At 43.5% G+C, this 26,294-nt stretch carries 23 protein-coding genes; 19 read left to right on the top strand and 4 right to left on the bottom strand.

Annotated features, from left to right (window positions below; all coding sequences use genetic code 11):
* The first annotated feature begins 23 nt into the window (after positions 1 to 23).
* The 3 genes from O3605_RS03640 (at position 24) to O3605_RS03630 (ending at position 5,302) form a co-directional block, all read left to right on the top strand.
* The gene (locus tag O3605_RS03640; RefSeq protein WP_371585272.1) at positions 24 to 2,003 is read left to right on the top strand and encodes a peptide ABC transporter substrate-binding protein; all 1,980 of its coding nucleotides are present in this window, start codon (positions 24 to 26) and stop codon (positions 2,001 to 2,003) included.
* Positions 2,004 to 2,126: 123 nt separating this feature from the next.
* A complete protein-coding gene (gene leuS / locus O3605_RS03635; RefSeq protein ID WP_371585271.1) occupies positions 2,127 to 4,628 on the top strand; it encodes a leucine--tRNA ligase in 2,502 nt (833 codons plus the stop codon).
* Between the two features lie 260 nt (positions 4,629 to 4,888).
* A complete protein-coding gene (locus O3605_RS03630; protein ID WP_350007406.1) occupies positions 4,889 to 5,302 on the top strand; it encodes a YjdF family protein in 414 nt (137 codons plus the stop codon).
* Between the two features lie 53 nt (positions 5,303 to 5,355).
* Here O3605_RS03630 and O3605_RS03625 read toward each other — a convergent pair whose 3' ends face one another.
* From O3605_RS03625 to cbiM, 3 genes are read right to left on the bottom strand one after another with little or no spacing between them, the layout of a single operon-like run.
* Complete coding sequence (locus tag O3605_RS03625; protein ID WP_155199207.1) at positions 5,356 to 6,081, bottom strand: energy-coupling factor ABC transporter ATP-binding protein; 726 nt, start codon at positions 6,079 to 6,081, stop codon at positions 5,356 to 5,358.
* Positions 6,082 to 6,093: 12 nt separating this feature from the next.
* Complete coding sequence (locus O3605_RS03620) at positions 6,094 to 6,882, bottom strand: energy-coupling factor transporter transmembrane component T (protein WP_155199208.1); 789 nt, start codon at positions 6,880 to 6,882, stop codon at positions 6,094 to 6,096.
* The gene (gene cbiM / locus O3605_RS03615) at positions 6,875 to 7,858 is read right to left on the bottom strand and encodes a cobalt transporter CbiM (RefSeq protein WP_371585270.1); all 984 of its coding nucleotides are present in this window, start codon (positions 7,856 to 7,858) and stop codon (positions 6,875 to 6,877) included. The genes O3605_RS03620 and cbiM overlap by 8 nt, the downstream gene beginning before the upstream one ends.
* A 293-nt stretch (positions 7,859 to 8,151) precedes the next feature.
* Between cbiM and O3605_RS03610 the strand changes: the two genes are divergently transcribed.
* The 7 genes from O3605_RS03610 to glmS all read left to right on the top strand — a co-directional run bounded on the left by O3605_RS03610 (position 8,152) and on the right by glmS (position 16,291).
* Entirely contained in the window at positions 8,152 to 8,601 is a 450-nt protein-coding gene (locus O3605_RS03610) for a MarR family winged helix-turn-helix transcriptional regulator (RefSeq protein ID WP_134974664.1), read from the top strand.
* 18 nt (positions 8,602 to 8,619) lie between these two features.
* On the top strand, positions 8,620 to 9,474 hold the full coding sequence (locus tag O3605_RS03605) for an SDR family oxidoreductase (RefSeq protein ID WP_049491031.1): 855 nt from the start codon (positions 8,620 to 8,622) through the stop codon (positions 9,472 to 9,474).
* Complete coding sequence (locus O3605_RS03600) at positions 9,467 to 10,195, top strand: ABC transporter ATP-binding protein (RefSeq protein WP_049491030.1); 729 nt, start codon at positions 9,467 to 9,469, stop codon at positions 10,193 to 10,195. The genes O3605_RS03605 and O3605_RS03600 overlap by 8 nt, the downstream gene beginning before the upstream one ends.
* Positions 10,188 to 11,708: an ABC transporter permease/substrate-binding protein gene (locus O3605_RS03595; protein WP_049498070.1), complete on the top strand. Its 1,521-nt coding sequence runs from the start codon at positions 10,188 to 10,190 to the stop codon at positions 11,706 to 11,708. The genes O3605_RS03600 and O3605_RS03595 overlap by 8 nt, the downstream gene beginning before the upstream one ends.
* Before the next feature lie 178 nt (positions 11,709 to 11,886).
* Complete coding sequence (locus tag O3605_RS03590; RefSeq protein ID WP_049498069.1) at positions 11,887 to 12,582, top strand: gamma-glutamyl-gamma-aminobutyrate hydrolase family protein; 696 nt, start codon at positions 11,887 to 11,889, stop codon at positions 12,580 to 12,582.
* 134 nt (positions 12,583 to 12,716) lie between these two features.
* Positions 12,717 to 14,102 (top strand): glycoside hydrolase family 1 protein, encoded by a 1,386-nt coding sequence (locus O3605_RS03585; RefSeq protein ID WP_049498068.1) that lies wholly within the window; start codon positions 12,717 to 12,719, stop codon positions 14,100 to 14,102.
* A 380-nt stretch (positions 14,103 to 14,482) separates the two neighbouring features.
* Positions 14,483 to 16,291 carry a glutamine--fructose-6-phosphate transaminase (isomerizing) gene (gene glmS / locus O3605_RS03580; protein ID WP_049498067.1) on the top strand — a complete coding sequence of 603 codons (1,809 nt, stop codon included), beginning with the start codon at positions 14,483 to 14,485 and terminating at the stop codon, positions 16,289 to 16,291.
* A 203-nt stretch (positions 16,292 to 16,494) separates the two neighbouring features.
* Here the strand turns inward: glmS and O3605_RS03575 are convergent, their stop codons facing one another.
* A complete protein-coding gene (locus O3605_RS03575) occupies positions 16,495 to 17,352 on the bottom strand; it encodes a 5'-nucleotidase, lipoprotein e(P4) family (RefSeq protein WP_003004374.1) in 858 nt (285 codons plus the stop codon).
* 427 nt (positions 17,353 to 17,779) lie between these two features.
* Here O3605_RS03575 and O3605_RS03570 point away from each other — a divergent pair, with 427 nt between their 5' ends.
* The 9 genes from O3605_RS03570 to O3605_RS03530 all read left to right on the top strand — a co-directional run bounded on the left by O3605_RS03570 (position 17,780) and on the right by O3605_RS03530 (position 26,206).
* A complete protein-coding gene (locus O3605_RS03570; protein ID WP_371585269.1) occupies positions 17,780 to 18,790 on the top strand; it encodes a uroporphyrinogen decarboxylase family protein in 1,011 nt (336 codons plus the stop codon).
* Positions 18,791 to 18,807: 17 nt separating this feature from the next.
* Positions 18,808 to 19,008: a hypothetical protein gene (locus O3605_RS03565; RefSeq protein WP_070505345.1), complete on the top strand. Its 201-nt coding sequence runs from the start codon at positions 18,808 to 18,810 to the stop codon at positions 19,006 to 19,008.
* A 98-nt stretch (positions 19,009 to 19,106) separates the two neighbouring features.
* Positions 19,107 to 20,108 (top strand): uroporphyrinogen decarboxylase family protein, encoded by a 1,002-nt coding sequence (locus O3605_RS03560; protein ID WP_070505346.1) that lies wholly within the window; start codon positions 19,107 to 19,109, stop codon positions 20,106 to 20,108.
* A 28-nt stretch (positions 20,109 to 20,136) separates the two neighbouring features.
* On the top strand, positions 20,137 to 21,015 hold the full coding sequence (locus O3605_RS03555) for a transporter substrate-binding domain-containing protein (protein WP_049474424.1): 879 nt from the start codon (positions 20,137 to 20,139) through the stop codon (positions 21,013 to 21,015).
* A gap of 66 nt (positions 21,016 to 21,081) precedes the next feature.
* The gene (locus O3605_RS03550) at positions 21,082 to 21,774 is read left to right on the top strand and encodes an amino acid ABC transporter permease (RefSeq protein ID WP_023919543.1); all 693 of its coding nucleotides are present in this window, start codon (positions 21,082 to 21,084) and stop codon (positions 21,772 to 21,774) included.
* A gap of 3 nt (positions 21,775 to 21,777) precedes the next feature.
* A complete protein-coding gene (locus O3605_RS03545) occupies positions 21,778 to 22,464 on the top strand; it encodes an amino acid ABC transporter permease (protein WP_070505347.1) in 687 nt (228 codons plus the stop codon).
* A gap of 19 nt (positions 22,465 to 22,483) precedes the next feature.
* On the top strand, positions 22,484 to 23,248 hold the full coding sequence (locus O3605_RS03540) for an amino acid ABC transporter ATP-binding protein (protein WP_070505348.1): 765 nt from the start codon (positions 22,484 to 22,486) through the stop codon (positions 23,246 to 23,248).
* Between the two features lie 357 nt (positions 23,249 to 23,605).
* A complete protein-coding gene (locus O3605_RS03535; RefSeq protein ID WP_023919529.1) occupies positions 23,606 to 25,735 on the top strand; it encodes an AAA family ATPase in 2,130 nt (709 codons plus the stop codon).
* Positions 25,736 to 25,960: 225 nt separating this feature from the next.
* Complete coding sequence (locus O3605_RS03530) at positions 25,961 to 26,206, top strand: hypothetical protein (protein ID WP_003009969.1); 246 nt, start codon at positions 25,961 to 25,963, stop codon at positions 26,204 to 26,206.
* The last annotated feature ends 88 nt before the right edge of the window (positions 26,207 to 26,294 follow it).

Genomic DNA, 26,294 nt, shown 5'->3' with positions numbered 1-26,294 from the left:
ATTTTTATAATGAGGTGAATTATATGAACAAAGGAAAGGTACTCTTAGCTACCAGCGCTCTGCTTTTATCAGCTGGTGTCCTCGTAGCTTGCTCAGGTGGAAAATCTGGAAGTTCCGGCGGACAGACGTATAGCTATGTCTATACCCAGGATCCAGATACGCTCGACTATTCGATTTCCAATAAAAAATCGACTTCCGAGTTTACAGGAAATGCGGTAGATGGATTATTGGAAGTAGACAAGTATGGGAACTTAATCCCATCACTTGCTAAAGACTGGACTGTTTCCAAAGATGGCTTGACCTATACTTATAAACTCCGCAAAGGGGTCAAATGGATGACTTCTGAAGGGGAAGAATATGGAGGAGAGGTTAAGGCCCAAGACTTTGTGACAGGTCTCAAGCACGCGGCAGATAAGAAATCACAAGCGATTTACTTGGTCCAAAAATCTGTCAAAGGCTTGGATGACTATGTTTCAGGGAAAACATCTGATTTCTCAACCGTTGGTGTGAAAGCGATTGACGATTATACGGTCCAATATACCTTGAGCCAACCAGAAAGCTTCTGGAATTCCAAGACTACGATGGGGATCCTGATGCCGGTCAATGAAGAATTCCTGAAATCTAAAGGAGATGGCTATGGTCAAGGAACTACTCCGTCTAGTATCCTTTACTGCGGTCCTTATTTGATCAAATCCATCACTTCTAAATCCTCAGCGACATTGGAAAAGAACCCAACTTACTGGGATGCAGATAATGTCAAGATCAGTAAAGTCAAACTGACCTATTATGATGGACAAGACTCAGAATCCTTGATTCGTGGATTTGACAAAGGCGACTATACGGTTGCCCGTGTCTTCCCAAGTGGCTCTAACTATAAGAGTGTAGAGAAGAAGCACAAAGATGATATCGTCTTTAGCGACCAAGGTTCATCTACCTACAATCTTTCCTTCAACATCGACCGTCAGTCTTATGAAATTACAGCCAAGACCACGGATGCTCAAAAGACTTCTACTAAGAAAGCAATCTTAAATAAGGACTTCCGTCAAGCCATTATGTTTGCCTTCAACCGAAAGGCATACGTAGCGCAAGCAAACGGAGAAGCTGCTGCCAATAAGGTGATCCGTAATACCTTTACGCCACCAAACTTTGTCCAAATCAATGGCCAACAATTTGGGGATGCAGTAGAAAAAGACTTAGAAGCTTATGGGGATGAATGGAAAGGTGTCTCTGTCGCAGATGGAAAAGACACCCTCTACAATCCAAGCAAGGCCAAAGAAGAGTTTGCCAAAGCTAAGGCAGACTTGCAGGCTCAAGGAGTTGAATTCCCAATTCATTTAGACCTTCCAACTTCTTCGACTTATACGGAAGGAATCAAACAAGCCCAATCCTTCAAACAGTCGATCGAGTCAACTTTAGGAGCAGAAAATATTGTTATTGATCTGAAAATGATCTCAGATGATGACCTGCAACGGGTTACCTACTTTGCTGAAAATGCTTCCCAACAAGACTGGGATCTAAACAATAACTTGGGCTGGGGACCAGACTATACGGACCCATCTTCTTACATCGACATCACCAGTGGTAAATCTGGCGAAAATGCCAATGCCTACTTTGGATTCGATGCTGGTACGGATAATGCGGCCGCAAAAGCAGCTGGTTTTGATGAATACGATCAATTAATTGAGGATGCTCAAAAAGAAACCACAGATGTCAACAAGCGTTATGAAAAATATGCTGCCGCTCAAGCTTGGTTGACCGATAGTGCCCTCTTGATTCCGATCCATTCAGATGGGGCTTCTCCAGGCGTCCGTAAGACTGTACCATACTCTGCAGCCTTTGCTTGGACAGGCCACAAGGGTCAATCTTTCAACTATAAATATTTAGAAGTTCAAGACAAGGTTGTAGCGGCGAAAGACTACGACAAAGCGCGTGAACAATGGAAGAAAGAAAAAGAAAAATCCAATAAAAAAGCGCAAGAAGAACTTGAAAAGCATGTGAAATAGACTTTTCTTAGAGAAAACAGGATGGACAGGTCCCGTATGGGACCTGTCTTTTTCTTTGTCTGAACCTTTAAAAATCGCCTAAAAATGGTATAATAGGAGCATCACGAAAATTGGAGAGACGCTATGAGTTTTTACGATCATAAAGAAATCGAGCCTAAGTGGCAAAAATACTGGGCTGACCATCATACTTTTAAGACAGGAACAGATGCTTCAAAACCTAAGTTTTATGCATTGGACATGTTCCCTTACCCATCTGGAGCGGGTCTACACGTAGGACACCCAGAAGGCTACACGGCGACAGATATCCTTAGCCGTTTCAAACGTGCGCAAGGCTACAACGTCCTTCACCCAATGGGCTGGGATGCTTTTGGTTTGCCTGCAGAGCAATATGCGATGGATACAGGGAATGACCCAGCGGAATTCACGGCGGAAAACATTGCCAACTTCAAACGTCAAATTAATGCCCTTGGATTCTCTTACGACTGGGACCGTGAAGTCAATACTACAGACCCAAACTACTATAAATGGACACAATGGATCTTCACTAAGCTTTACGAAAAAGGTTTGGCCTATGAAGCTGAAGTGCCAGTAAACTGGGTTGAAGAATTGGGAACAGCCATCGCCAACGAAGAAGTCCTTCCAGATGGAACTTCTGAGCGTGGAGGCTATCCAGTTGTTCGCAAACCGATGCGCCAATGGATGCTTAAAATTACTGCCTATGCAGAGCGTTTGCTGACTGACTTGGATGATCTTGATTGGCCAGAGTCTATCAAGGACATGCAACGCAACTGGATTGGAAAATCAACTGGTGCCAATGTCACTTTCAAGGTGAAAGGTACTGACAAGGAATTCACCGTCTTTACCACTCGCCCTGACACCCTTTTTGGTGCGACTTTCACTGTTTTGGCTCCTGAGCATGACTTGGTAGATGCTATCACAAGTCCTGAACAAGCTGAGGCTGTGGCTGATTACAAACACCAAGCTAGCCTTAAATCAGACTTGGCTCGTACTGACCTTGCTAAGGAAAAAACAGGGGTTTGGACGGGTGCTTATGCCATCAACCCTGTCAATGGGAAAGAAATTCCAATCTGGATTGCGGACTACGTTCTTGCTAGCTACGGTACAGGTGCCGTTATGGCCGTACCAGCCCACGACCAACGTGACTGGGAATTTGCTAACCAGTTTGGCCTTCCAATCGTAGAAGTGTTGGAAGGTGGAAATGTAGCAGAAGCTGCTTACACAGAAGATGGCCTTCACGTCAACTCAGACTTCTTGAACGGACTCAACAAAGAAGAAGCAATTGCTAAAATCGTGGCTTGGTTGGAAGAAAAAGGCTGCGGTCAAGAAAAGGTTACCTACCGTCTCCGCGACTGGCTCTTTAGCCGTCAACGTTACTGGGGTGAACCAATCCCAATCATTCATTGGGAAGATGGAACTTCAACAGCTGTTCCAGAAAATGAACTCCCACTTGTCTTGCCAGTCACCAAGGACATCCGCCCTTCAGGTACTGGTGAAAGCCCACTAGCTAACTTGACAGACTGGCTGGAAGTGACTCGTGAAGATGGCGTCAAAGGTCGTCGCGAGACCAATACCATGCCGCAATGGGCCGGTTCAAGCTGGTACTACCTCCGTTATATCGATCCACATAACATTGAGAAATTGGCCGATGAGGACCTCCTCAAACAATGGCTGCCAGTCGATATCTATGTAGGTGGTGCAGAACACGCTGTTCTTCACTTGCTTTACGCTCGCTTCTGGCACAAATTCCTCTATGACCTTGGTGTTGTACCGACTAAAGAGCCATTCCAAAAACTCTTTAACCAAGGAATGATCTTGGGAACTAGCTACCGTGACCACCGTGGTGCTCTTGTAGCGACTGACAAGGTTGAAAAACGTGACGGTTCCTTCTTCCACATGGAAACAGGAGAGGAATTGGAGCAAGCACCAGCTAAGATGTCGAAATCCCTCAAGAACGTGGTCAACCCAGACGATGTGGTGGAACAATACGGTGCCGATACCCTTCGTGTCTATGAAATGTTCATGGGGCCACTCGATGCTTCTATCGCTTGGTCTGAAGAAGGTCTAGAAGGAAGCCGTAAATTCCTTGACCGTGTTTACCGTTTGATCACAAGTAAAGAAATCGTTGCAGAAAACAATGGCGCTCTTGACAAGGTTTACAACGAAACCGTTAAAGCTGTCACTGAGCAAATCGAGTCGATGAAATTCAATACAGCCATTGCTCAACTCATGGTCTTTGTCAATGCGGCAAACAAGGAAGACAAACTCTATGTGGATTACGCCAAAGGCTTCATCCAATTGATCGCCCCATTTGCCCCTCACTTGGCAGAAGAACTCTGGCAAACAGTCGCAGCAACAGGCGATTCAATCTCTTACGTAGCTTGGCCAACATGGGACGAAAGCAAATTGGTTGAAGACGAAATCGAAATCGTTGTTCAAATTAAAGGAAAAGTCCGTGCGAAATTGATGGTCGCAAAAGACCTTTCTCGCGAAGAATTGCAAGAAGTCGCTCTAGCTGACGACAAAGTCAAAGCAGAGATTGATGGCAAAGAAATCGTGAAAGTAATTGCGGTACCAAATAAATTGGTTAATATTGTTGTAAAATAACCAATTTATTTGCTGATTTCCAACCTCAAACAGTTTCCCAAACTGTTTGAGCCAACCAAACTTGTAAATATTATTATGAAATAAAATTAAAAGTCCTTCAGAGCTAAGTTCTGGAGGACTTTTTGTATTGCTATATGCTATAATAGTTCCAACTAAGATAAAAACACAGTTCTGGTTGGTAGTCCAGACGTAGGCAAGCCTATCAGTAACCTTCCTCCTTGGTTGTCCATTCTTAGGGATAGATTTAAGGAGGTGCTGTCGTGGAAACAATTTCAATTGGATTGACAGTTTATTTTGAAGATGGATTTTGGCATGGTTTGTTCGAACAAGTGTATCGAGAAACTTATCAAGTTTGTCGTGTGACATTTGGTAAGGAGCCAAAAGATGATGAAATTCTAGAGATTTTACAGACTCAGTTTACTCAATTATCTTTTAGTCCAGAAGCTACAGTTAAGCAACATGTAAAAATCAAGAATCCTAAACGATTACAGCGAATGGTGAAGAAACAAGTAAATCAGAAAGTTTCTTCCAAGTCGAAAGAACTATTGCAGTTGCAGTATGAGGAAAAGAAAAAGATTTCAAAACATCAATCTAGTGTCCAAAAGCAATTGCTCGAACAAGAGAAATTTGAACGCAAACAGCAAAAACGAAGAGACAAGCATAAAGGACATTAACCCTTATCTCTTTCATCAAAAAGCTTCGGTAGGAAGAACCCTACCGAAGCTTTTTAACATGTTGAAAACGATTGTTGAATATCTGGATGATTTTCCCAATCAGCTCGATTGTAGCTTCCTGTAATGGTGTGCTCTTCAGAAAAGAGCAGAACCCGTTCCACAATCGGAGCGATTTGCTCGAAATGGTGGGAGGAAATCACAATCGTTTTTCCTGCTGTTTTGAGTTCTTGGAGCAAGGCGACAATCAGCTTCTGGTATTTGGGGGAGAGACCGTTAAAGGGCTCGTCAAATAGCAAGAGACTAGGATTCATGGTGAGGACACTGGCAATGGCGACTAGCTTCTTTTCGCCACCGGAAAGATGGTAGGGAATGCGATCTCTCAGGTGCTCAATCTCTAAAAGAGCGAGTGTGTCCTTGACGCGTTGTTCGATTTCAACTGCCGATAAGCCGAGTTGACGTGGGCCAAAAGCAAGCTCATCATAGACGCTTGTGTTGAATAGTTGCGTATCGCTATTTTGAAAAATAAGCCCGACCTGTTGAAATAGCTGGCCAGCACGATGGGGATCTTTTAAGAAAGGACCATCAATTGTCCAATCCTTAAAGTGGTATTGACCAGAAGACAGGGGTAAAAGTCCAACTAGAATTTTGAAAAGCGTGGATTTTCCTGCTCCGTTTGGTCCCATCAAAGCGATCGTTTCCCCTTGCTTGATCTGTAGTTGAATATCGTAGATTCCAATCTCATCTGTGTAGTGGTAATTTCCATCTTGAATGGTTATCATAGGCTATCCTTTCTAACGGAGTAGAGTTGTGACGGCAATAAGGAAGACTAATTCCAGTAGAAAAATGCCATCTTCTTTTTTCCAACAGAAGGGCTCTTTTTGTTTCCTATCCATGCCATATCCTCTCAGCAACATGGCATCGTAGACCTCTTTGGTATGGTTCTTCGTTGATAGATACAAAAGACCCAGCAGAGAGCCAAAGAGATGGAGACTCACTTTTTGACCAACGGTCCGGAGTTGGACGCACTCAATTTGTTGGTGAAGGTGTTTTCCCAAAATATAACTATATTTCAGCGTAATATCAATGGTCTGGACAAAGGTCTTGGGGAAATGTAGCTGCCTTAGGGCCTCAACCAGTTGGATGCTTGTGGTAGTGGCTAAAAAGAGAGAAATATTGAGGACAATCATCCCGGCACGTAGCAAAAAAAGCCCTCCATTTTGAAATCCTTGAAATAAGATGCTAGGCAAAATCACAATGGTAGAGAAGAGAAGGACCTTGACGAGGACTTTAAACAGGTGAAGAAGGGTTTCTCCCGGCAGCATGGCAATGTGAAGTAGTAAGAGTATACCGAGGATCCAGAGCTGGATCGTATGGTGGGCTGTTGTAATAAGAATGGCTAGGGTTAAAAAGTAAACAAGCCGCATCCAAGAGGAAGTTTTGGCCTTGAATGCGGGTGTCGTTTGTTTCATTTTGCCAAGAAAATGGCGCAATGTGTGAAGGTTCATTTGTAAATAGTGATGGCTTTTTGAAGCTTCTAGAGTCGCTTGCTCTTGAAGGAGCCAGTCAGGAAGTTTACGCATGAGAAGTTTTTGCTCCGTTTATTGATCGAATCATTTTGCTAATGATATAGAAAATGAGAACAGCTGTAATGGCTGATAGAATATAGCCAATCGCAATTTTAGTTCCAGGAATGGTGTAATCACTGAACAAGGCTTCAAAAGAAAAACCATTTTTGATACCAGCTGGAACTTTCCCTTTGAGCAAGGATCCTAATTCTTCAGAAGACCATTCTCCGAAAGCTGTACCATCTGCCAGGAGACCGAGAGGGCTCAAAACGATCAGCCCCAAGAGGACCCAGCGGATTTTTTTGACAAATGAAGTCGTATTTTTGCTACTTGGTGTATACAATTCAGCTGGGGCTACTTGTTTGACAAAGCGGTAAATCACATAGGTGAAGAAGGCTTCGACCCAGCCAGCGACCACAAGATGGGCAGCCATCATGGCAGGAATCGTGACTTCTAATCCATAAGGATTGTAGAGAGGTTGTCCAGCTTCGGATGCAATCAAAGGTTGCAGTCCAAGTTCTATCCCTGTTAAGAGAGCTGCGGCGTTGATAGCGACATAGGACCCCACGATCACTCCAAGAGATTCATGATGGTGTTTGCGGAACCAACTGTAAATCCCATAGCCGATAAAAGGCATGGCAACGGCCATATTGAAGATATTGGCTCCAAGGGCTAAGATTCCTCCATCTCCAAATAAGAAGGCCTGGAGGATCAAGGCAACAGATAAGGCAAGGGAAGCTGCATAGGGACCAATCAGGATGGCCAGAAGAGCACCACCGACAGCGTGTGCCGTTGTCCCCCCTGGAACTGGAACATTAAACATCATTAACAAGAAGGATAAAGAGGCTGCGACGCCAAGCATAGGGGCCAACTCTTTATTTTCCTTTAATTGAACTTTGACTTTGGCAATGGATTCGCCAATCGCAGGGGCAGCCGCTACAGCTAAGAGGGCACAACTTGCAGGACTCAAATAATTATCAGGGATATGCATCACAAATACTCCGATCTTTCTATCATACAGTTAACAGATTACCACATCGTAAAACCAAGTGTCGTTACAAAAGGAGTTTAACATTTGTTACTATTATAGCGAATTTTTGACCGTATTCCAAAGAAGTTTGTGTAAAAGGGGTAAAAAAGTCTGGTCATTTGGAGCTGTGCAAGAATCTTTTGAAGAGCTTCTTGTCAAAAAATTACTATTTCTATATAGAAATAGTTGACAGATGTAATAAGCAGTGGTACAATGACTTTGATATTTCGATATAGAAATAAAAAGGAGACAAAATGGACAAGATGCAAGGGGGCTACCAAGCTTTACAGATACGCTTATTGAACGGGCGACTTTTTCAAAAACTCTTGAGCAAGGAACCAGATGCTCAATACAGAAGTGAACAAGGGAAAATTTTAACGATTTTGTGGAAGCAAGAGTTGGGGTGCGCTACTGCGACAGATATCGCTCTTGCGACGGGTCTAGCCAATAATACATTGACCAGTATGGTTAAGAAATTGGAAGAACAAGGCCTGGTCACGATTCAACCTTGCACGCAGGATAAAAGGAAAAAATATATCTCTTTGACAGACCTTGGTTGGGCACAAAAAGAAATTGGAGACCGCGTTAGTAAAGAGTTGGGTGAAATTTTCTACCAAGGATTTTCAGATCAAGAAATCCGAGAATTTGAGGCCTATCAAGAGCGCATTATCACAAATCTAAAAGCTAAAGAGAATGACATCTAGGGAAAGGAAGTAACAGTTATGATTGGTATTACAGGGGTAACAGGGAAATTAGGTTCTTATGTGGCGAATCTTGTCGATAGGAAAGGAATCGCTTCCGTCCATCTAGCACGAAGCCCAGAGCGTGCAAAGATCTATGCGTCAGCGGAAATTCGTAAAATAGTGTATGCCAATACACCAGAGGTGGTTGAAGCCTTAAAGGGGATCGATATCTTGTTGATGGTTTCTGCTCGGGAAAATCCAGAGCGTGTCAAGGAACACCAGGACTTTTTAGATGCTGCAAAGCTAGCAGGGGTAGAGCATATCGTCTATACCTCCTTTTATGGGGCAGATGAGAAGGCAACTTTCACCTTGTCTCGAGATCATGCCCAGACGGAAGCCTATATCAAGGAGTTAGGCTTCACCTACACTTTTTTGAGAGATAATTTTTACTTGGACTTCCTGATTGATATGGCGCTTGAAAATGGAGAGATTCGTGGTCCGGCAGGCAGTGGTCTTGTGTCAGCTGTTGCCCGTAAGGACACATCTAGGGTTGCAGCAGAGATTCTTTTAAATCCTAAGGAGTGGGAAAATCAAACCTTGCATCTGACAGGACCAGAGGATCTTTCCATGGAAGAAATCGTAGCGCTTCTCTCAAAAGAGACTGGTGACGCCATCGCGTATGTGGATGAAACAGTAGAAGAAGCTTATGAGTCACGGAAAAAATGGCCAGCACAAACTTGGGAGTACGATGCCTGGGTCAGCACTTATACAGCGATTAAAGCTGGGGAACAAGCTGGGGTTTCAACAGATATCGAAAAAGTCCTAGGGCATCCGGCAAGTAGCCTATTGGATACTCTTAGAGACAGAAAACTTATTGAGGAAGAATATGATTGAATATAAACATGTAGCCTTGCGCTACACGGATAAGGACATTTTAAAAGATGTCAATCTCCGTATTGAAGATGGTGAATTTATGGTCCTCGTAGGTCCTTCAGGATCTGGAAAGACCACCATGATCAAGATGATTAACCGTCTCTTGGAGCCGACAGATGGCAATATTTATATGGACGGGAAACGCATCAAGGACTATGATGAACGAGAGTTACGTCTGTCTACTGGTTATGTGCTTCAAGCCATTGCTCTCTTTCCTAATTTGACAGTTGCGGAAAATATCGCTCTCATTCCTGAGATGAAGGGCTGGGGCAAGGAGCGAGTGGCTTCCAAAACAGTCGAATTTTTAGAAAAAGTAGGCCTTCCAGCTTCTGATTACGCCGATCGCAAACCCCATGAGCTGTCTGGTGGGGAGCAACAACGGATTGGCATTGTGCGGGCCATCATCGGGGAGCCAAAGATTCTATTGATGGACGAGCCCTTTTCAGCCTTGGATGCCATTTCCCGCAAACAGTTGCAGGCTCTTACCAAAGACTTGCACAAGGAGTTCGGCATGACCACTATCTTTGTTACACACGATACCGATGAAGCCTTGAAATTAGGCGATCGGATTGCGGTGTTACAAGAAGGAGAGATTGTGCAGGTGGCGGATCCTGAGACCATTCTAGCCCAACCAGCCAACGACTTTGTTGCGGATTTATTTGGAGGTGCTCACCATGTCTAAACTATTTGCAACCTTTCAAGAACGCTTTGGAGACTGGCTCACTGCACTAGGGCAACATTTGCAACTGTCATTACTGACCCTGCTCCTTGCTATTTTTCTAGCTGTTCCATTAGCTATTTATTTAAGTACACGCAAGAGAGCCAGCAACTGGGTTTTACAGGTAGCTGGGATCTTCCAGACCATTCCTTCCATGGCCCTTTTGGGGCTCTTCATTCCCATCATGGGAATTGGAACACTTCCGGCCTTGACAGCTCTCGTCATCTATGCCATTTTCCCCATCCTTCAAAATACTATCACCGGTTTGCAGGGGATTGACCCAAGTCTAGAAGAAGCAGGGGTCGCCTTTGGGATGACTAAGTGGGAGCGCTTGAAGAAGTTTGAGATTCCCTTGGCCATGCCCGTCATCATGTCTGGGATTCGGACAGCAGCTGTGATGATTATCGGGACGGCTACTCTAGCTGCTTTGATTGGAGCTGGGGGACTCGGTTCCTTTATCCTTCTGGGGATTGACCGCAATAATGCCAGTCTGATTTTGATCGGTGCCCTGTCTTCTGCCTTCTTAGCCATCGCCTTTAACCTTCTTCTCAAATGGATGGAAAAGGCTAAATTGCGGACCATCTTTGCGGCTTTTGCGGTCATGATCCTGGGATTGGGAGCTAGCTATACACCAAGTCTTCTTCCCAAACCGGAAAAAGAAAACCTGGTCATCGCTGGGAAGTTGGGTCCTGAACCGGAAATTCTAGCCAATATGTACAAGATTTTGATCGAAGAAAACACAGACATGACAGTGACTGTTAAACCAAATTTTGGAAAAACCACCTTCCTCTTTGAAGCTCTGAAAAAAGGGGATATTGCTATCTATCCAGAGTTTACAGGGACCGTGACCGAAAGTCTCCTCAAGCCGGCGCCGCAAGTCGGCCATGATCCAGAAGCAGTCTATCGAGCGGCTCGAGATGGGATCAAGAAACAAGACGACCTGGCCTTGCTCAAACCCATGGCTTATCAGAATACCTATGCTGTCGCGGTGCCTAAGAAAATTGCCCAAGAGTATGGCCTCAAGACCATTTCAGATTTGAAAAAGGTGGAAGGACAACTCAAGGCAGGATTTACCTTGGAGTTTAATGACCGAGAGGACGGGAACAAGGGCTTGCAGAAGGTTTACGGACTCCATCTACAAGTCTCCACCATGGAGCCAGCCCTTCGCTACCAGGCGATCCAGTCCGGTGACATCCAGATCACAGATGCTTACTCAACGGATGCCGAGCTGGCTCGCTATGACCTGGTGGTCCTTGAAGATGATAAGCAACTCTTCCCACCTTATCAAGGGGCGCCCCTCATGAAAGAAGCTCTTCTTAAGAAACATCCAGAATTGGAAGGCATTCTAAACAAGTTAGCTGGTAAAATCACAGCAGAGCAAATGAGCCAGATGAACTACCAAGTCGGAGTAGAAGGCAAGTCAGCTAATCAAGTGGCACGTGACTTTTTGGTAAAAGAAGGGGTTATTAAAAATTAACAAATAATTCTCAAGTCTTCGCACTTGAGGATTTTTTGATAGAAAGCAATTTTAACCCTTTTCAGCAAGCTTTTGTTATAGAGGGGGAGACCTTCTCTTAAAAAACTCTCCATTGAGTCTAGCTTAAAATTGTGTTACAATAAGCCTTGAAAACGAATGAAAGTATATGGAAACAAGTATGAAAAAAAGACCAGTGATTGGAATTACAGGAAATGAAAGACCCTTCCCAGATGATCCAGACGCGAACATGAGTTATGCGGCGACTGGTTTTGTCGAAGCGGTCAAAGAGGCGGGAGGAATTCCCTTGATCTTGCCAATTGGAGATGCGGACATGGCCAAACACTATATGTCGATGATTGATAAGCTCATCATTACTGGTGGTCAAAATGTCTTGCCCAAGTTTTATGGAGAAGAAATCACCATTGATAGCGACGACTACCTCTTAAAACGTGATCTTTTTGAGTTGGCCTTGATTGAGGAAGCGCGAGCGGCTAAAAAAGCTATCTTTACAGTCTGTCGTGGGACCCAACTCTACAATGTTGCATTGGGTGGAACTTTGCATCAAGATATTGAGGATCATTGGCAGGACAATCCAGGTCAGTACACCAGCCAAGAGCTGGTGACTAAGGATCAGACGGTTTTACAAGAGATCTATGGTAAGACCAGTCGCATCAATTCCTTTCACCATCAAAGTATCAAAGACTTGGCAGATGGCTTAGAAGTAATTGCGCGGGATCCCAAAGACGACGTCATAGAGGCGGTTCAATCCACAGATGAGAGTCGTTTTCTCGGCGTTCAGTGGCATCCGGAACTGCGTTTTGACAAGAGTCCTGCAGACCACAAACTCTTTGAATATGTTGTGAATGACTTATAATGAGGACCAGCTCTCTTAGGAATTTTTCTAAGGGAGCTTTTTCTTTAATCTGCGTAAGAAAGACTGTAAATTGTGCCTAGGTTTTGGGGGAGGATTCGCTACAATAGAGCTAGTAGAATGAGGAGGATTAGAACATGTTTCAATTTCCAAAGGATTTTTTATGGGGGAGTTCGACCTCGGGTCCACAGACAGAAGGGCGTATAGATCAGGATGGAAAAGGTGACAATCTCTGGGATTACTGGTATAGGATCGAACCCAATCGCTTTTATCAAGGGCAGGGACCAGAGAAAACATCCACTTTTTATGAACACTGGGAAGAGGACCTGGATCTCTTGTTAGAAACCGGTCACACAGCTTTTCGGACGTCTATTCAGTGGTCCCGCATTTTCCCAGAAGGCCGAGGGGAGATCAATCAAGCGGGTGTCGATTTCTACCGTCGTGTCTTTGAAAAGATTAAGGAAAAAGGGATTCACCTCTTGGTCAACCTCTATCATTTTGATTTGCCGATGGCTCTCCAAAAGCAGGGCGATGGTTGGGAAAACAAGGAAACCGCCTATGCTTATCAAGAATATGCGCGTTTTTGTTTCAAGACCTATGGGGATCTGGTCGACCAGTGGATCACTTTTAATGAACCCATTGTCCCTGTGGAGTTTGGTTATTTTTATGATGCCCATTTTCCTCATAAGGTAGATGCAGCTGCAGCTGTAAAAGTAGCCTACCACACCCAGTTAGCAAGCTCTCTAGCGGTCAAGACCTGTCACGAGGTGGATCCCAATTCCCGGATCGGGATTGTGCTCAATCTGACACCAGCCTACCCTCGGAGCCAGCATCCAGAAGATGTTAAAGCCGCTCGTATCGCCGAGCTCTTCCAAGCCAAATCTTTTTTAGATCCTTCCGTTCTTGGCCATTATCCTCAAGAATTAGTGGAGATCTTGCGGGAGCGTGATCTCTTGCCAGATTATGATCCATTTGAGTTGCGCTTGATGGAGGAAAATACCGTCGACTATCTAGGTGTTAACTATTACCAACCACTCCGTGTGGCAGCTCCTCGTTATACTCCGAATCCAGCTTCTCCCCTACTCTTTGAGCAATTTTATGAACCCTATGTCATGCCAGGCCGCAAGATTAATCCCCACCGTGGTTGGGAAATCTATGAGCAAGGCCTGTATGACATTGCCCAAAATATCAAGGAAAACTATGGCAATATCGAGTGGATCCTGACAGAAAACGGGATGGGGGTCGAAGGCGAGGAAAAATTCCGCAAGGATGGAGTGATCCAAGACGACTACCGGATTGACTTTGTCAAAGACCATCTTCGTGAGCTCCACCGGGCTATTCAAGATGGTGCCAATTGTAAAGGCTATTTGATCTGGACCTTTATTGATTGCTGGTCTTGGCTCAATGGCTACAAGAACCGCTATGGTTTAGTTGAATTGGATCTTGAGAGTCAAAAACGTACCCTCAAAAAATCCGGCCATTGGTTCCGTGAGTTAAGCCAGCAGAATGGATTTGAAGAATAGAAAAACAGAGAGTGGGACAGAAATCGGTCATTCGTTAGAATTCGATTTCGTCGTCCCGCCTCCGCAAAGTTGAGTAGGGCTGTAAAAGCTGATGAAATCAGCGTAGTAGAGCCTACTCAACCACTGCATCTTGCTTGACAATCTAAAAACAATTAAGAGGCTAGGACTTTTGTCTCAGCCTCTTTTCTTAACCCTTTCTTAACTAGACCAATTTTCTTATATTTCCTAGTTGACAAACTGGAAGAAGCATTGTATACTGACTCCGCTGGTTACTTTTTTGGTAAATTAGACTAGACCAATTTCAAAGTAACTGAGAAATCGACCATGGGTCGTTTGACTAAGTAAAGGGGAAAGTATAGCAAGGCTATATCGTAAAGACTATGTGCGGAATCGTTGGTGTTGTAGGAAATACAAATGCAACTGATATTTTGATTCAAGGACTTGAAAAGCTCGAATACCGAGGCTATGACTCTGCGGGTGTTTTTCTGGCTAGTGAAGGCAAGAGCCAATTGGTAAAGGCAGTTGGTCGCATTGCAGAATTGTCAGCTAAGGCAGAAGGTGTCGAAGGAACAGCTGGGATCGGACATACCCGTTGGGCCACTCATGGAAAACCAACTGAAGACAATGCCCACCCACACCGTTCGGAGACAGGTCGTTTTGTTTTGGTACACAATGGCGTCATTGAAAACTACCTTGAAATCAAGGAAGAATACCTAGCTGGTCACCATTTCAAGGGGCAAACCGATACAGAAATTGCAGCCCACTTGATCGGAAAATTCGCTGAAGAAGAGGGCTTGTCTACGCTTGAAGCCTTCAAAAAAGCCCTCCACATCATCCGAGGAGCCTATGCTTTTGCTTTGATGGATGCGGAAGATCCAAGCACCATCTATGTAGCAAAAAATAAATCACCACTCTTGATTGGTCTTGGGGATGGTTACAATATGGTCTGCTCAGATGCCATGGCCATGATTCGTGAGACCAACCAATATATGGAAATCCATGACAAAGAGTTGGTCATCGTCAAAGCAGACAGCGTTGAAGTCCAAGACTACGATGGAAATCGTCGTGAGCGCGCTAGCTACACGGCTGAACTTGACTTATCAGATATCGGTAAGGGGACTTATCCATACTACATGCTCAAGGAAATTGACGAGCAACCAACCGTGATGCGTAAACTCATCCAAGCCTATACAGATGAATCTGGTCAAGTAGTGGTAGACCCAGCTATCATCAAGGCTGTTCAAGAGGCAGACCGCATCTATATCCTTGCAGCCGGTACCTCTTACCATGCAGGGTTTGCGTCTAAAAAAATGTTGGAAGAGTTGACGGATACCCCGGTAGAACTCGGTATCTCCTCTGAGTGGGGCTACGGCATGCCACTTCTCAGCAAAAAACCACTCTTCATCTTTATCAGTCAATCTGGTGAAACAGCGGATAGTCGCCAGGTATTGGTCAAAGCAAATGAAATGGGCATTCCAAGCTTGACAGTAACCAATGTTCCAGGATCTACTCTTTCACGTGAAGCAGACATGACTATGTTGCTCCATGCGGGTCCTGAAATTGCGGTCGCTTCCACCAAGGCTTATACGGCTCAAATCGCAGCCCTTGCCTTTCTTGCCAAAGCTGTTGGAGAAGCCAATGGCAATGAAAAGGCCAAAGCCTTTGATTTGGTGCACGAATTGTCTATCGTTGCCCAATCGATCGAATCAACCCTTTCAGAAAAAGAAGTCATCGATGAAAAAGTCCGTGGCTTGTTGGAAACAACCCGCAATGCTTTCTATATCGGACGTGGCCAAGATTACTATGTTGCCATGGAAGCCAGTCTGAAACTAAAAGAAATTTCTTATATCCAATGTGAAGGCTTCGCAGCGGGTGAGTTGAAACACGGTACCATTGCTTTGATCGAAGACGGTACACCAGTTATTGCCCTCTTGTCTGATCCAGTCCTAGCCAGCCACACACGTGGAAATATCCAAGAAGTGGCAGCACGTGGGGCTCATGTCTTAACCATTGCAGAAGAAAATGTCGCTAAAGAGACGGATGATTTAGTCTTGACAGCGGTTCACCCTTACCTCTCTCCAATCTCAATGGTGGTGCCAACCCAATTGATTGCTTACTTTGCAACCCTTCATCGTGGACTCGATGTCGACAAACCACGGAACCTTGCTAAGTCTGTAACGGTTGAATAAACTTGTCTATATAGAAAAAACGAGGCTGGGACAAAAGTCCCAGCCTCTTAATTGTTTTTGGATTGTCTAGCAAGACGCAGTGGTTGAGTGGGCTCTACTACGCTGATTTCATCAGCTTTTATAGCCCTACTCAACTGTGCGGAGGTGGGACGACGAAATCGAATTCCAACGAATTACCGATTTCTGTCCCACTCTCATTTGTTTTATTTATCAAAACCTTGCAAGGCTTTGAGGCGTTCTTCTGTTTGTCCCTTGGCATCTAGTTTTTTACCTTGGTAAACAGCAGATTCCCATGATCCGTACATTGGATTTGGGAAGATGATGAATTTTTCACCAAATTCTTTTTGCAATTCGTCCAATTTCTTGTCGCGATCAGCTTCGGATGTCTTAGAGAAGTCTGCAAAGTCCACTAGGTTGTCCCCAAAGAGCAAGACAAGATTGGTCTTTTCTTGCACAGCTTGGCGACGGCCTTCTTTTGATTTGACACCATCTTCTAAGAACATGAGGTGGTCACGTCCTTGAACCGGAATGCCTTCTTTTTCAAGATTCTTGATGGTATCATCTACTTGAGAGGTTGTACGGTCAGAAATGTAGTAGATTTGAACCCCGTTTTGATCCGCATATTGAAGGAAATCTTTAGCACCTGGCACCGCTTTTGCGGCTGCTTTTTTCACCCAAACATCCCAATCTTTAGGGTTGAAGGCTGTACCATCTTTGACGTTTTGAACTTGGTAAGGGCTGTTGTCTAAAACAGTTTCATCCAAGTCTAATACGATTGAGTATGGCTTATCAGAAGGCGTTTGGAGGATCTCTTTCAAACGGTCAGTAGCGACATTGTAGCCTTGTAAATACAAAGCCTTGGTTTCTGCTGCCTTTTGGTACCAGAGAACAGACATGGTATTTTCTTGTGAGCGCTGCTGATCATAGGTCATCGTCACCTGATTTTTAGTGCTGCTTGCTTTTGTCTCTTGCGTTTTAGTGGTGTTGCTTCCACAACTCGTCAGTAAAATGACAGAAGCAAGAGCAGAAACGATGGTAAAGGTGGTTTTTGTTGTTTTCATAAACCGTACACTCCTTAAAATTATTCTATAAAAATTATACTCCTTTCAATCTTGTATGACAAGAAAGAGGGGAAGGGGAGCCAGGAAATGGTGGAATGAATAGGAAGAAAGAAATGTTGATATGAAGGGCTTTTTCATCTCAATAGATTCCATTTTTCATCTTAAAAGGAGGGGTATAGTTTTATATTATAACCGGATCAAGAAAAGATCAAAGAGGTTCTTTTTTTCTAAAATGAAACAATCGAGAAAGATACTCGCAAGTCCCTATTTTCAAGGGCTTGCGTTTTTTTGATGATTTTCTTAATAAAGAAATTTTAAGGCTTTGATAGGGAAAATATATTAGTCAGCTACTTTTCGAGGTGATATCATGGTTACAAATTCCAGAAGGGAAGCAGTCAATCTTTCTTTTGGAGAAAAGATGAGGAGGATGTACAGTATGAGTAAAAAAGAATTGGTTCTTCGTGCCATTCGAGGCGAAGCAGTAGAGCGAATCCCTGTAGGATTTTGGCTCCATTATGTGACCCAAGAAGAAAAAGAATTGGGGCTAGACAATCCAGCTGTAGTAGAAAAAAGTATTAAGGGTCACCAACACTATGTTGAAGAAATTTCACCTGATTTTGTCAAGATCATGAGCGATGGCTTCTTCCGCTATCCGAATGTCCTTTATTCGAGAGAGATCACATCGATCCAAGAATTAAAGGACATTCAACCGATTGGAGAGCATCATCCTTGGATTGAAAAACAGATTGAAGTGGTCAAGGAGATTCGTTCCCATTTCCATGAAGAGATTGCTTCTTTCTACAATATCTTCTCGCCCATTTCTTACTTGAAACGCTGGTTCCGTACGGATCAATCCCGTGGAGACCAAGTGATTGCAGACTTTATCAAGGAAGATCCAGAAACTTTAGCTCATGTCCTTGACGTGATTGCAGGAGACATCGCCATTCTTAGTCGCCGCTTGATCCAAGAAGCAGGAGTGGAAGGCATTTACTTCTCAACCCAGCAGGTTCAAGATGAGCGCGTGACAGAGAAAGAATACCGCAAGATCATTGAGCCAAGCAACATTGCCGTTCTAGAAGCAGCCAATGAAGCGGGTGGAATCAATATCCTTCATATCTGTGGTTTTGAAGGGGCCAGCAATGAAGTGGACCTCTTCAAGGATTATCCAGCACAAGTCATTAACTGGGCGACCCATCATGAAGGCCTGAGCCTAGCAGCAGGTCGCAAACTCTTTGGGGATCGTGCTGTCCTAGGTGGCTTTGTCAATGGTAAGAAAGGCTTACTCTATCAAGGGGAACGAGCAGCTATCGAGCAAGAAACCCGTCGCCTGGTCGCAGAAGCGGGAAGTCGTGGTTTGATCCTTGGAGCAGACTGTACCGTACCAGACGATTTCCAATTGGAACGCTTAGACTGGGTGCGTCAGGCGGCCGTCTTGTAAGAAGAAAGGAGAGGGAGATGAGAAAGATTCATGTGTGGTGTATGGGGCTGGTAGCTTTATTCTTAGTCCTAGGACTCGCAAAAGCTACTGCAGCAAGCAGTCATGGGATTGTACGGAAAGATCCGGACATCGAAAAATTGGAGAAAATTCCAGCCCATAGTCTCTCTCTCCTTCGCCCATCTGATATAGCAGGAATTTTACTTCTTGAAGATCAGTGATAAAAAAAGATGAAGAGCTTGATAAAAAATATATATTAGTCAAAGTATAATTGAAGTGATAAGATAACAAACAAGAAAAGATGGAACGAGGTAAGAACATGTCAGCAAAAAGAGAATTAGTGTTAAAAGCTTTTAAAGGAGAAGCAGTTGATCGTGTGCCAGTTGGATTTTGGCACCATTTCACGACAGAAGAAGAGTGGCTAAAAGGATTTTCAAATCCTGAAATTATTGAAAAAAACCTGAAGGGTCATCAAAACTTCCTTCACAAGGTCCAACCAGACTTTGTTAAACTTATGAGCGATGGTTACTTTGCTTATCCAAATCCAGCCATTCACAAAGGCCTTGAAAACATCTCTGACTTAGCAGGAATTGAACCTCTCGGAGCCGATCATCCATGGATCACAGAGCAGGTAGAGCTTGTGAAAAAAATCCGTGCCGGTTTTGAAGAGGACATTGTAGCCATCTACAATATCTTTGCTCCAGTAACTTACTTTAAATGGTTGGTCGGAGAAGTTTCAGGAGGAGATGACTTGATCGCAAACTTCATCGATCAAGATGCTGCAACCCTTAAAAAAGTATTGGATACGATTGGTCAAGATATTGCAAGTTTGAGCCAACGCATCATTAAAGAAGCAGGAGCAGACGGGATCTACCTCAGTGTTCAAAGTATCCAAGATGCGCGCGTGAGCCAAGAAGTTTATAAAAATAGTATTGCACCGAGTGAACTCCATGTCTTAGAAGCAGCCAATGAAGCAGGTGGGGTAAATATCCTTCATATCTGTGGCTACGAAGGGGCTCGCAATGATATCCATCTCTTCACAGACTACCCAGCTCAAGTCATTAACTGGGCAGTTGGACCAGAAGGAATCAGCCTAGCAGAAGGACGCGAAATCTTCGGTGGACGTACGGTTCTTGGTGGCTTTGAAAATGGCAAAAATGGTCTTCTCTATACAGGAGACAAGGCTGCGATTCAAGCAGAAACTAAACGCATCATCGCAGAAACTGGAACCACAGGCTTGGTCATCGGTGCGGATTGTACGATTCCAAGTGACATTGATGAAGAGCGAATCGAATGGGTTCGTGAAGCTGCAGCAGAATAAGAAAAAATAGAATCAGGGAGAACAGAGTATGAGTAAAAAAACATGGATTATCGGTGGGGTGGCCGTTCTTGCCATTGCAGGTGCAACCATTCTTGGACGGAGCTTGAACCATGCAAACGACAGCAAAGGCTCAACGGGATCGAACAAGGTAACAACCTTGAAAGTAGCCCACACGCAAAACTATGTACCGTACGATTTCGTCGATGAAAAAGGAGAATCAGATGGTTATGAAGTAGCTGTGCTCAAAGCTATTGACGAAAAATTACCAGACTACAAGTTTGAGTACACTGGAACAAGTGACGATGACCTTTTGATCGGTCTAGAATCTGGTAAGTATGATATCGGAACCAAAGGAGCTTGGTATACCGAAGAACGCGCCAAGAAATTTATCATTCCAAAAGAACCAATCGGAGCAAGTATCATCGGATTTACCGTACGAAAAGAAGATGCGGATAAATACAAGAACATTGATGACTTTGCGAAAGAAAAAGGGAAATTAGTTCCAATTTCACCACAAAATGCGCAATGGAATGTTATTAAAGAATACAATGAAAAGCATAAGGACCAACAAATCGAATTAACAGCTGCCGAATCGTTCAAAGTCGCAGATGCTTATGCTTGGGTACTTGAAGGTCGTTACGATGCCTTCTTTGACATCAAACTTTCCTTTGAAAAAGCTGTCACAGATAAAGATGGTTCTTACCACCAATACGCAGACAAACTCAGCTGGTTTGCCTACAAAGGAATTCCAACTTATCCATTGATCCATAAGGATAAGAAAAACGAAAAATTTGCGGAAGAATACAGCAAGGCCATCAAAGAATTGGAAAAAGATGGAACGCTTGCGAAATTGTCGAAAAAATATTTCGGTGAAGATGTCTTCAGTTATGTAGATAAAGAGAAATAAGATGGAACTGGGTGCGCATAGCCCCAGCTTCCTTATTTCTATACGGATACAGAAAGGAAAAGAAACATGGTCTCATACGACATTTCCAAGGTCTGGTCATTTCTTCCAACCTTGGTCCAAGCTCTACCAGCGACCTTAGCTTTGATGGTGTTAACGACGCTTCTTGGTTCTGCATTTGGCTTGGTTTTGACTTGGGCACAAGTATCAGAAGAGAAGGTAGGAGCAGGTCTGGCAAAAGGCTATGTCTTTACCTTGCGTTGTACCCCTCCGATTGTCTTGCTCTTTTTGGTCTTTTATGGACTACCCCAATTTTTGAACTGGTGGTTGGGCATTGATATTGACCACTGGTCCAAGTTTGTCTTTGTCCTTGTGGCCATGTTTCTTCTCTTTGCGGCGATGATCTCTGAGGTCTTCAAGGCAGCCTATTTGGCCATTCCCAAAGGCCAGATGGAAGCGGGCTTGAGTATCGGATTGACACCAGCTCAGACCATTTGGCGGATTGTCCTTCCCCAAGCCTTTCGTGTGGCTCTTCCAAATATGACGACGGCCATCTTGAACCTCATGCGCGATGCCGCTTTGGCTTATACCATTGGCTTTATCGATATCATGGGAGCAGGAAACAACTTGATCAGTCGCAACCTTGGGAATTATTCCCTCGAGACTTATACAGCCGTAGCAGTGATCTACTGGGGAATTGCTCTTGTGATCTCCTTCTCCGCTCAATTGCTTGAAAAACGACTCAGCGTAACAGAAAGGTAGCTTATGGATTTCAATTTTATTAGTAAAACATTTCTAGCCACCTTGGGTGGTGTTCCAGTGACCCTTCTGATCATGGTCGTATCGATTCTCTTGAGTTTTTTTCCAGCCCTCTTTTTGGCGCTCGGTCAGATCTATAAGGTCAAAGGGGTTCGCAGTTTCTCAGTGGTTTACTTAGCCTTTATTCGCGCGACGCCTCCGATTCTCTTGATTCTCTTCTTTTATAGTCTCTTTCCTAGCCTCTTGAATAGCTTTTTTAAGAGCATAGGCAGTCACTTTAATGTCTTTGAGATCAATCCCATTTACTATGCCTTTATCATCTTTAGCTTGATGACAACGGGGAGTCTTGCAGAAATTCTCCGGTCAGCTATTCTGACTGTGGATAAGGGCCAGCTAGAAGCAGCGCAAGCCATTGGTTTGACCAACCGCCAAGCTTATATCCGAATTGTTTTTCCTCAAGCCTTGCGTTCAGCCCTTCCTAATTTGTGTAACCTGGTCATCAACTTGGTCAAAGGAACTTCCCTTGTCTTTGTCATGACGATCAAGGATATCACCGCCATTGCCAAGGTCGAAGCCTCTTATGGTTATCAATATTTTGAATCCTATCTCGTGATTTTTATTCTTTATATTATCATTTGTGGGGTGATTCAGTGGGGATTCAACCTCTTGGAAAAACGCCTGACACTCGCATAGAAGAAGGAGAAATAAGAAGATGTTAGAAGTAGAACACGTATCGAAAAAATTTAAGGACCACCAAGTCCTGGTAGATGTTAATCTCAAGGTCAACCAAGGGGATGTCGTCGTTATTTTGGGTCCATCTGGATCAGGAAAAACAACCTTCCTTCGCTGCCTCAATCACTTAGAAAAGGCAGATACAGGCCACCTAACCCTAGGTGGAAAAGCATATGACCTCTCAAAACTCAGCAAAAAGGAAATTTTAGAAATTCGTCAAAAGACAGCCTTTGTTTTTCAGCATTACAATCTATTTGCCAACAAAACAGCACTTGAAAATATCTTGGAAGGATTGATTGTAGCTCGTAAGATTCCAAAAGAAGAAGCCATCCAACGGGCAGAATCCGCCCTTGAAAAAGTTGGTCTCCTCGCTTACAAGGATTACTATCCTTCTCAATTGTCAGGTGGTCAGCAGCAGCGGATCGGAATCGCACGTGCTATCGCAGTAAAACCAGACGTGATCTTGCTGGACGAGCCGACTTCAGCGTTAGACCCAGAATTGGTTGGGGATGTCTTAGATGTCATGAAACAGCTAGCCCAAGAAGGAGTGACCATGGTTGTCGTAACCCATGAGATGGGCTTTGCGCGTGATGTGGCCAACCACGTTATCTTTATGGACGGCGGACACATCATCGAAGAAAACGAACCCCATGAATTCTTCAATAGTCCAAAGGAAGAACGGACCAAACAATTCCTTTCACGGATTTTATCTGATGCTACTTATAGCGTCGAATACATGATTTAACAAGAGACACACCTATGTAGGGTGTGTTTTTTGGATTCTGGAAAAATTTTTTAAAAAAATGTAAAAAATTATGTAAAAAGTGTTGACAAAGAAATCAGTCTGCGTTATAATAATTTATGTAAACAAAAAGAGGTTGGAAAAACCTACTGGTTTACAATATCAATAGTGGAAAGGAGATGGTGATATGCTATTTCCAGAATTAAGACAACTAATTGATAAAAGGAAAAATAGAACTGTTAGCCTGTAGGGCTATTATTAAATAAATGAATTAAAATTATGTAAACAATCAAACAGCAGCCAATTGGTCTGCTAATTTTCAAGAATGAATTAAAATTATGTAAATTAGAGGTATACAATATGAATAACAACTTTAACAATATGGATGATCTTTTCAATCAACTAATGGGAAACATGGGTGGTTTTCGTTCTGAAAGCCGTCGCTACATGATCAATGGTCGTGAAGTAACACCTGAAGAATTCGCCATTTACCGCCAAACTGGTCAACTTCCAAATGAAGGAAGCGAGCAAGTGCAACACCATCAAGGTAAAGGAATGAAACAAGATGGGATCCTTGCAAAACTTGGTCGCAACTTAACCGAAGAAGCTCGTGAAGGAAAATTGGATCCGGTCATCGGACGTAATAAAGAAATTCAAGAAACTGCTGAAATCTTGTCTCGTCGTACCAAGAACAATCCTGTTCTTGTAGGGGATGCCGGTGTTGGTAAAACAGCAGTTGTAGAAGGTTTGGCACAAGCTATTGTGAACGGGGATGTTCCAGCTGCTATCAAGAACAAAGAAATCATCTCGATTGATATTTCTGGTCTAGAAGCTGGTACGCAATACCGTGGTAGCTTTGAAGAAAATATTCAAAATCTGATCCAAGAAGTCAAGGCTATGGGAAATGTTATTCTCTTCTTTGATGAAATCCATCAAATCCTTGGTGCAGGTAGCACAGGTGATGGTCAAGGCTCTAAAGGTCTTGCGGATATCATCAAACCTGCTCTTTCACGTGGGGAATTGACAGTTATTGGGGCAACTACTCAAGATGAATACCGTAACACCATCTTGAAGAATGCGGCTCTTGCTCGTCGTTTCAACGAAGTGAAGGTCAATGCTCCATCAGCTGAAGATACTTTCAAGATTCTCCAAGGGATCCGTGATCTTTATGAAAAACACCACAATGTCATCTTGCCAGATGAAGTTTTGAAAGCAGCGGTTGATTATTCGATCCAATACATTCCACAACGTAGTTTGCCTGATAAGGCCATTGACTTGGTCGATGTGACAGCTGCTCACTTGGCAGCCCAACATCCTGTAACAGATGTCCACGCTGTGGAACATGAAATTGAAGAAGAAAAAACCAAACAAGAAGAAGCTGCGGCTAAAGAAGATTACGAAGCAGCTTTGAAAGCAAAAGTTCGCATCGAAGAACTTGAAAAGAAAATTGAAAACCATACGGAAGACCATAAAGTAACAGCAACAATCAACGATGTGGCTGAATCTGTAGAACGGATGACGGGTATTCCAGTATCACAAATGGGTGCAACTGATATCGAACGTTTGAAAGATATGGGTCACCGTTTGCAAACTAAGGTTATCGGTCAAGATAAAGCCGTTGAAGCAGTGGCACGTGCTATCCGTCGGAACCGTGCAGGATTTGACGAAGGGAACCGTCCAATCGGTAGCTTCCTCTTTGTAGGTCCTACTGGTGTCGGTAAGACTGAGTTGGCTAAACAATTGGCTCTTGATATGTTCGGTACCAAAGATGCCATTATCCGTTTGGACATGTCAGAATACAGCGACCGCACAGCCGTTTCTAAATTGATTGGTACAACAGCTGGTTATGTTGGTTATGATGACAATAGCAATACTTTGACAGAACGTGTTCGCCGTAACCCATACTCTATCGTCCTTCTTGACGAAATTGAAAAGGCGGATCCTCAAGTGATCACCCTTCTCCTTCAAGTCTTGGATGATGGTCGTTTGACAGATGGTCAAGGGAACACGGTCAACTTCAAGAACACTGTGATTATCGCAACTTCAAACGCAGGCTTTGGTTACGAAGCTAACTTGACAGAAGATGCGGATAAACCAGAACTCATGGATCGTTTGAAACCTTACTTCCGTCCAGAATTCTTGAACCGTTTCAACGCTGTGATTGAATTCTCACACTTGAGTAAGGAAGATCTTTCTAAGATTGTTGATTTGATGTTGGTAGATGTCAATAAGACCCTTTCTAAGAAAGAAATCGACTTAGCAGTGAGCGATGCAGCTAAAGAATACATGACTGAAGAAGGTTATGATGAAGTGATGGGTGTTCGTCCACTCCGTCGGGTAGTTGAACAACAAATCCGTGACAAAGTCACAGACTTCCACTTGGATAACTTGGATGCCAAACATCTCGAAGCTGACATGGAAGATGGTGTCCTTGTGATTAGAGAAAAAGACACAAAGAAGGAAGAAAACACTGATAAACAAGCAGACTAAGGCGAATTAGTTTGTGAAAAATAGAGGCTGCTATAATATAGCAGTCTTTATTTTTTCTTCCCACCTGGGGGAAATTATTCGCCGTATAAGGCCAAAATCCTCCTATTTGGGGTAAAAAAACATCAATAATTAGTGAAATTAATCCAATTTGAGCAAAATTATTAATAAATAAAGAAAATAAGTATATAATCTATACAAGAATAAAATTTGAGGAATGGAAGTAAGATGAGCAATACAATTGATATCTACTCAACTCCCGAATACAGAAAAGTGGAAGCCGTTGTTCAACTGATGGTTGACGGTCGCTTGACGAGCTATCGTGTCGCAACTGAAACAAACATCAGCAAAATGAGCCTAGCGACTTTGACGAAGGGAACGAGTAAAATCAAAAATATTACCTATCAAACGGCTTTGGCCTTGATTGATTGGTATGATGAGAATCATGAAAAGTATGGCATTACGATTGACTAGTCAGTAGCCCACTTTTCGTGGTTTTTTTCTTTTTCATCAAAACTTGCCTCCTCTCTGAGACTGGAGTCTGATTTTACTTGAAGAGGAT

The organism is Streptococcus sp. 27098_8_99 (assembly GCF_041431935.1).
GTDB lineage: Bacteria > Bacillota > Bacilli > Lactobacillales > Streptococcaceae > Streptococcus > Streptococcus parasanguinis_D.
This window is presented reverse-complemented; position numbering and strand designations above follow the sequence as displayed.

What these genes read in the sequence shown, in the direction of transcription:
- O3605_RS03640 (WP_371585272.1), top strand. Translation starts at nt 24, where the DNA reads ATGAACAAAGGAAAGGTACTCTTAGCTACCAGCGCTCTGCTTTTATCA.
- leuS (WP_371585271.1), top strand. Translation starts at nt 2,127, where the DNA reads ATGAGTTTTTACGATCATAAAGAAATCGAGCCTAAGTGGCAAAAATAC.
- O3605_RS03625 (WP_155199207.1), bottom strand. Translation starts at nt 6,081, where the DNA reads ATGATAACCATTCAAGATGGAAATTACCACTACACAGATGAGATTGGA.
- O3605_RS03620 (WP_155199208.1), bottom strand. Translation starts at nt 6,882, where the DNA reads ATGCGTAAACTTCCTGACTGGCTCCTTCAAGAGCAAGCGACTCTAGAA.
- cbiM (WP_371585270.1), bottom strand. Translation starts at nt 7,858, where the DNA reads ATGCATATCCCTGATAATTATTTGAGTCCTGCAAGTTGTGCCCTCTTA.
- O3605_RS03610 (WP_134974664.1), top strand. Translation starts at nt 8,152, where the DNA reads ATGGACAAGATGCAAGGGGGCTACCAAGCTTTACAGATACGCTTATTG.
- O3605_RS03605 (WP_049491031.1), top strand. Translation starts at nt 8,620, where the DNA reads ATGATTGGTATTACAGGGGTAACAGGGAAATTAGGTTCTTATGTGGCG.
- O3605_RS03600 (WP_049491030.1), top strand. Translation starts at nt 9,467, where the DNA reads ATGATTGAATATAAACATGTAGCCTTGCGCTACACGGATAAGGACATT.
- O3605_RS03595 (WP_049498070.1), top strand. Translation starts at nt 10,188, where the DNA reads ATGTCTAAACTATTTGCAACCTTTCAAGAACGCTTTGGAGACTGGCTC.
- O3605_RS03590 (WP_049498069.1), top strand. Translation starts at nt 11,887, where the DNA reads ATGAAAAAAAGACCAGTGATTGGAATTACAGGAAATGAAAGACCCTTC.
- O3605_RS03585 (WP_049498068.1), top strand. Translation starts at nt 12,717, where the DNA reads ATGTTTCAATTTCCAAAGGATTTTTTATGGGGGAGTTCGACCTCGGGT.
- glmS (WP_049498067.1), top strand. Translation starts at nt 14,483, where the DNA reads ATGTGCGGAATCGTTGGTGTTGTAGGAAATACAAATGCAACTGATATT.
- O3605_RS03575 (WP_003004374.1), bottom strand. Translation starts at nt 17,352, where the DNA reads ATGAAAACAACAAAAACCACCTTTACCATCGTTTCTGCTCTTGCTTCT.
- O3605_RS03570 (WP_371585269.1), top strand. Translation starts at nt 17,780, where the DNA reads ATGTACAGTATGAGTAAAAAAGAATTGGTTCTTCGTGCCATTCGAGGC.
- O3605_RS03565 (WP_070505345.1), top strand. Translation starts at nt 18,808, where the DNA reads ATGAGAAAGATTCATGTGTGGTGTATGGGGCTGGTAGCTTTATTCTTA.
- O3605_RS03560 (WP_070505346.1), top strand. Translation starts at nt 19,107, where the DNA reads ATGTCAGCAAAAAGAGAATTAGTGTTAAAAGCTTTTAAAGGAGAAGCA.
- O3605_RS03555 (WP_049474424.1), top strand. Translation starts at nt 20,137, where the DNA reads ATGAGTAAAAAAACATGGATTATCGGTGGGGTGGCCGTTCTTGCCATT.
- O3605_RS03550 (WP_023919543.1), top strand. Translation starts at nt 21,082, where the DNA reads ATGGTCTCATACGACATTTCCAAGGTCTGGTCATTTCTTCCAACCTTG.
- O3605_RS03545 (WP_070505347.1), top strand. Translation starts at nt 21,778, where the DNA reads ATGGATTTCAATTTTATTAGTAAAACATTTCTAGCCACCTTGGGTGGT.
- O3605_RS03540 (WP_070505348.1), top strand. Translation starts at nt 22,484, where the DNA reads ATGTTAGAAGTAGAACACGTATCGAAAAAATTTAAGGACCACCAAGTC.
- O3605_RS03535 (WP_023919529.1), top strand. Translation starts at nt 23,606, where the DNA reads ATGAATAACAACTTTAACAATATGGATGATCTTTTCAATCAACTAATG.
- O3605_RS03530 (WP_003009969.1), top strand. Translation starts at nt 25,961, where the DNA reads ATGAGCAATACAATTGATATCTACTCAACTCCCGAATACAGAAAAGTG.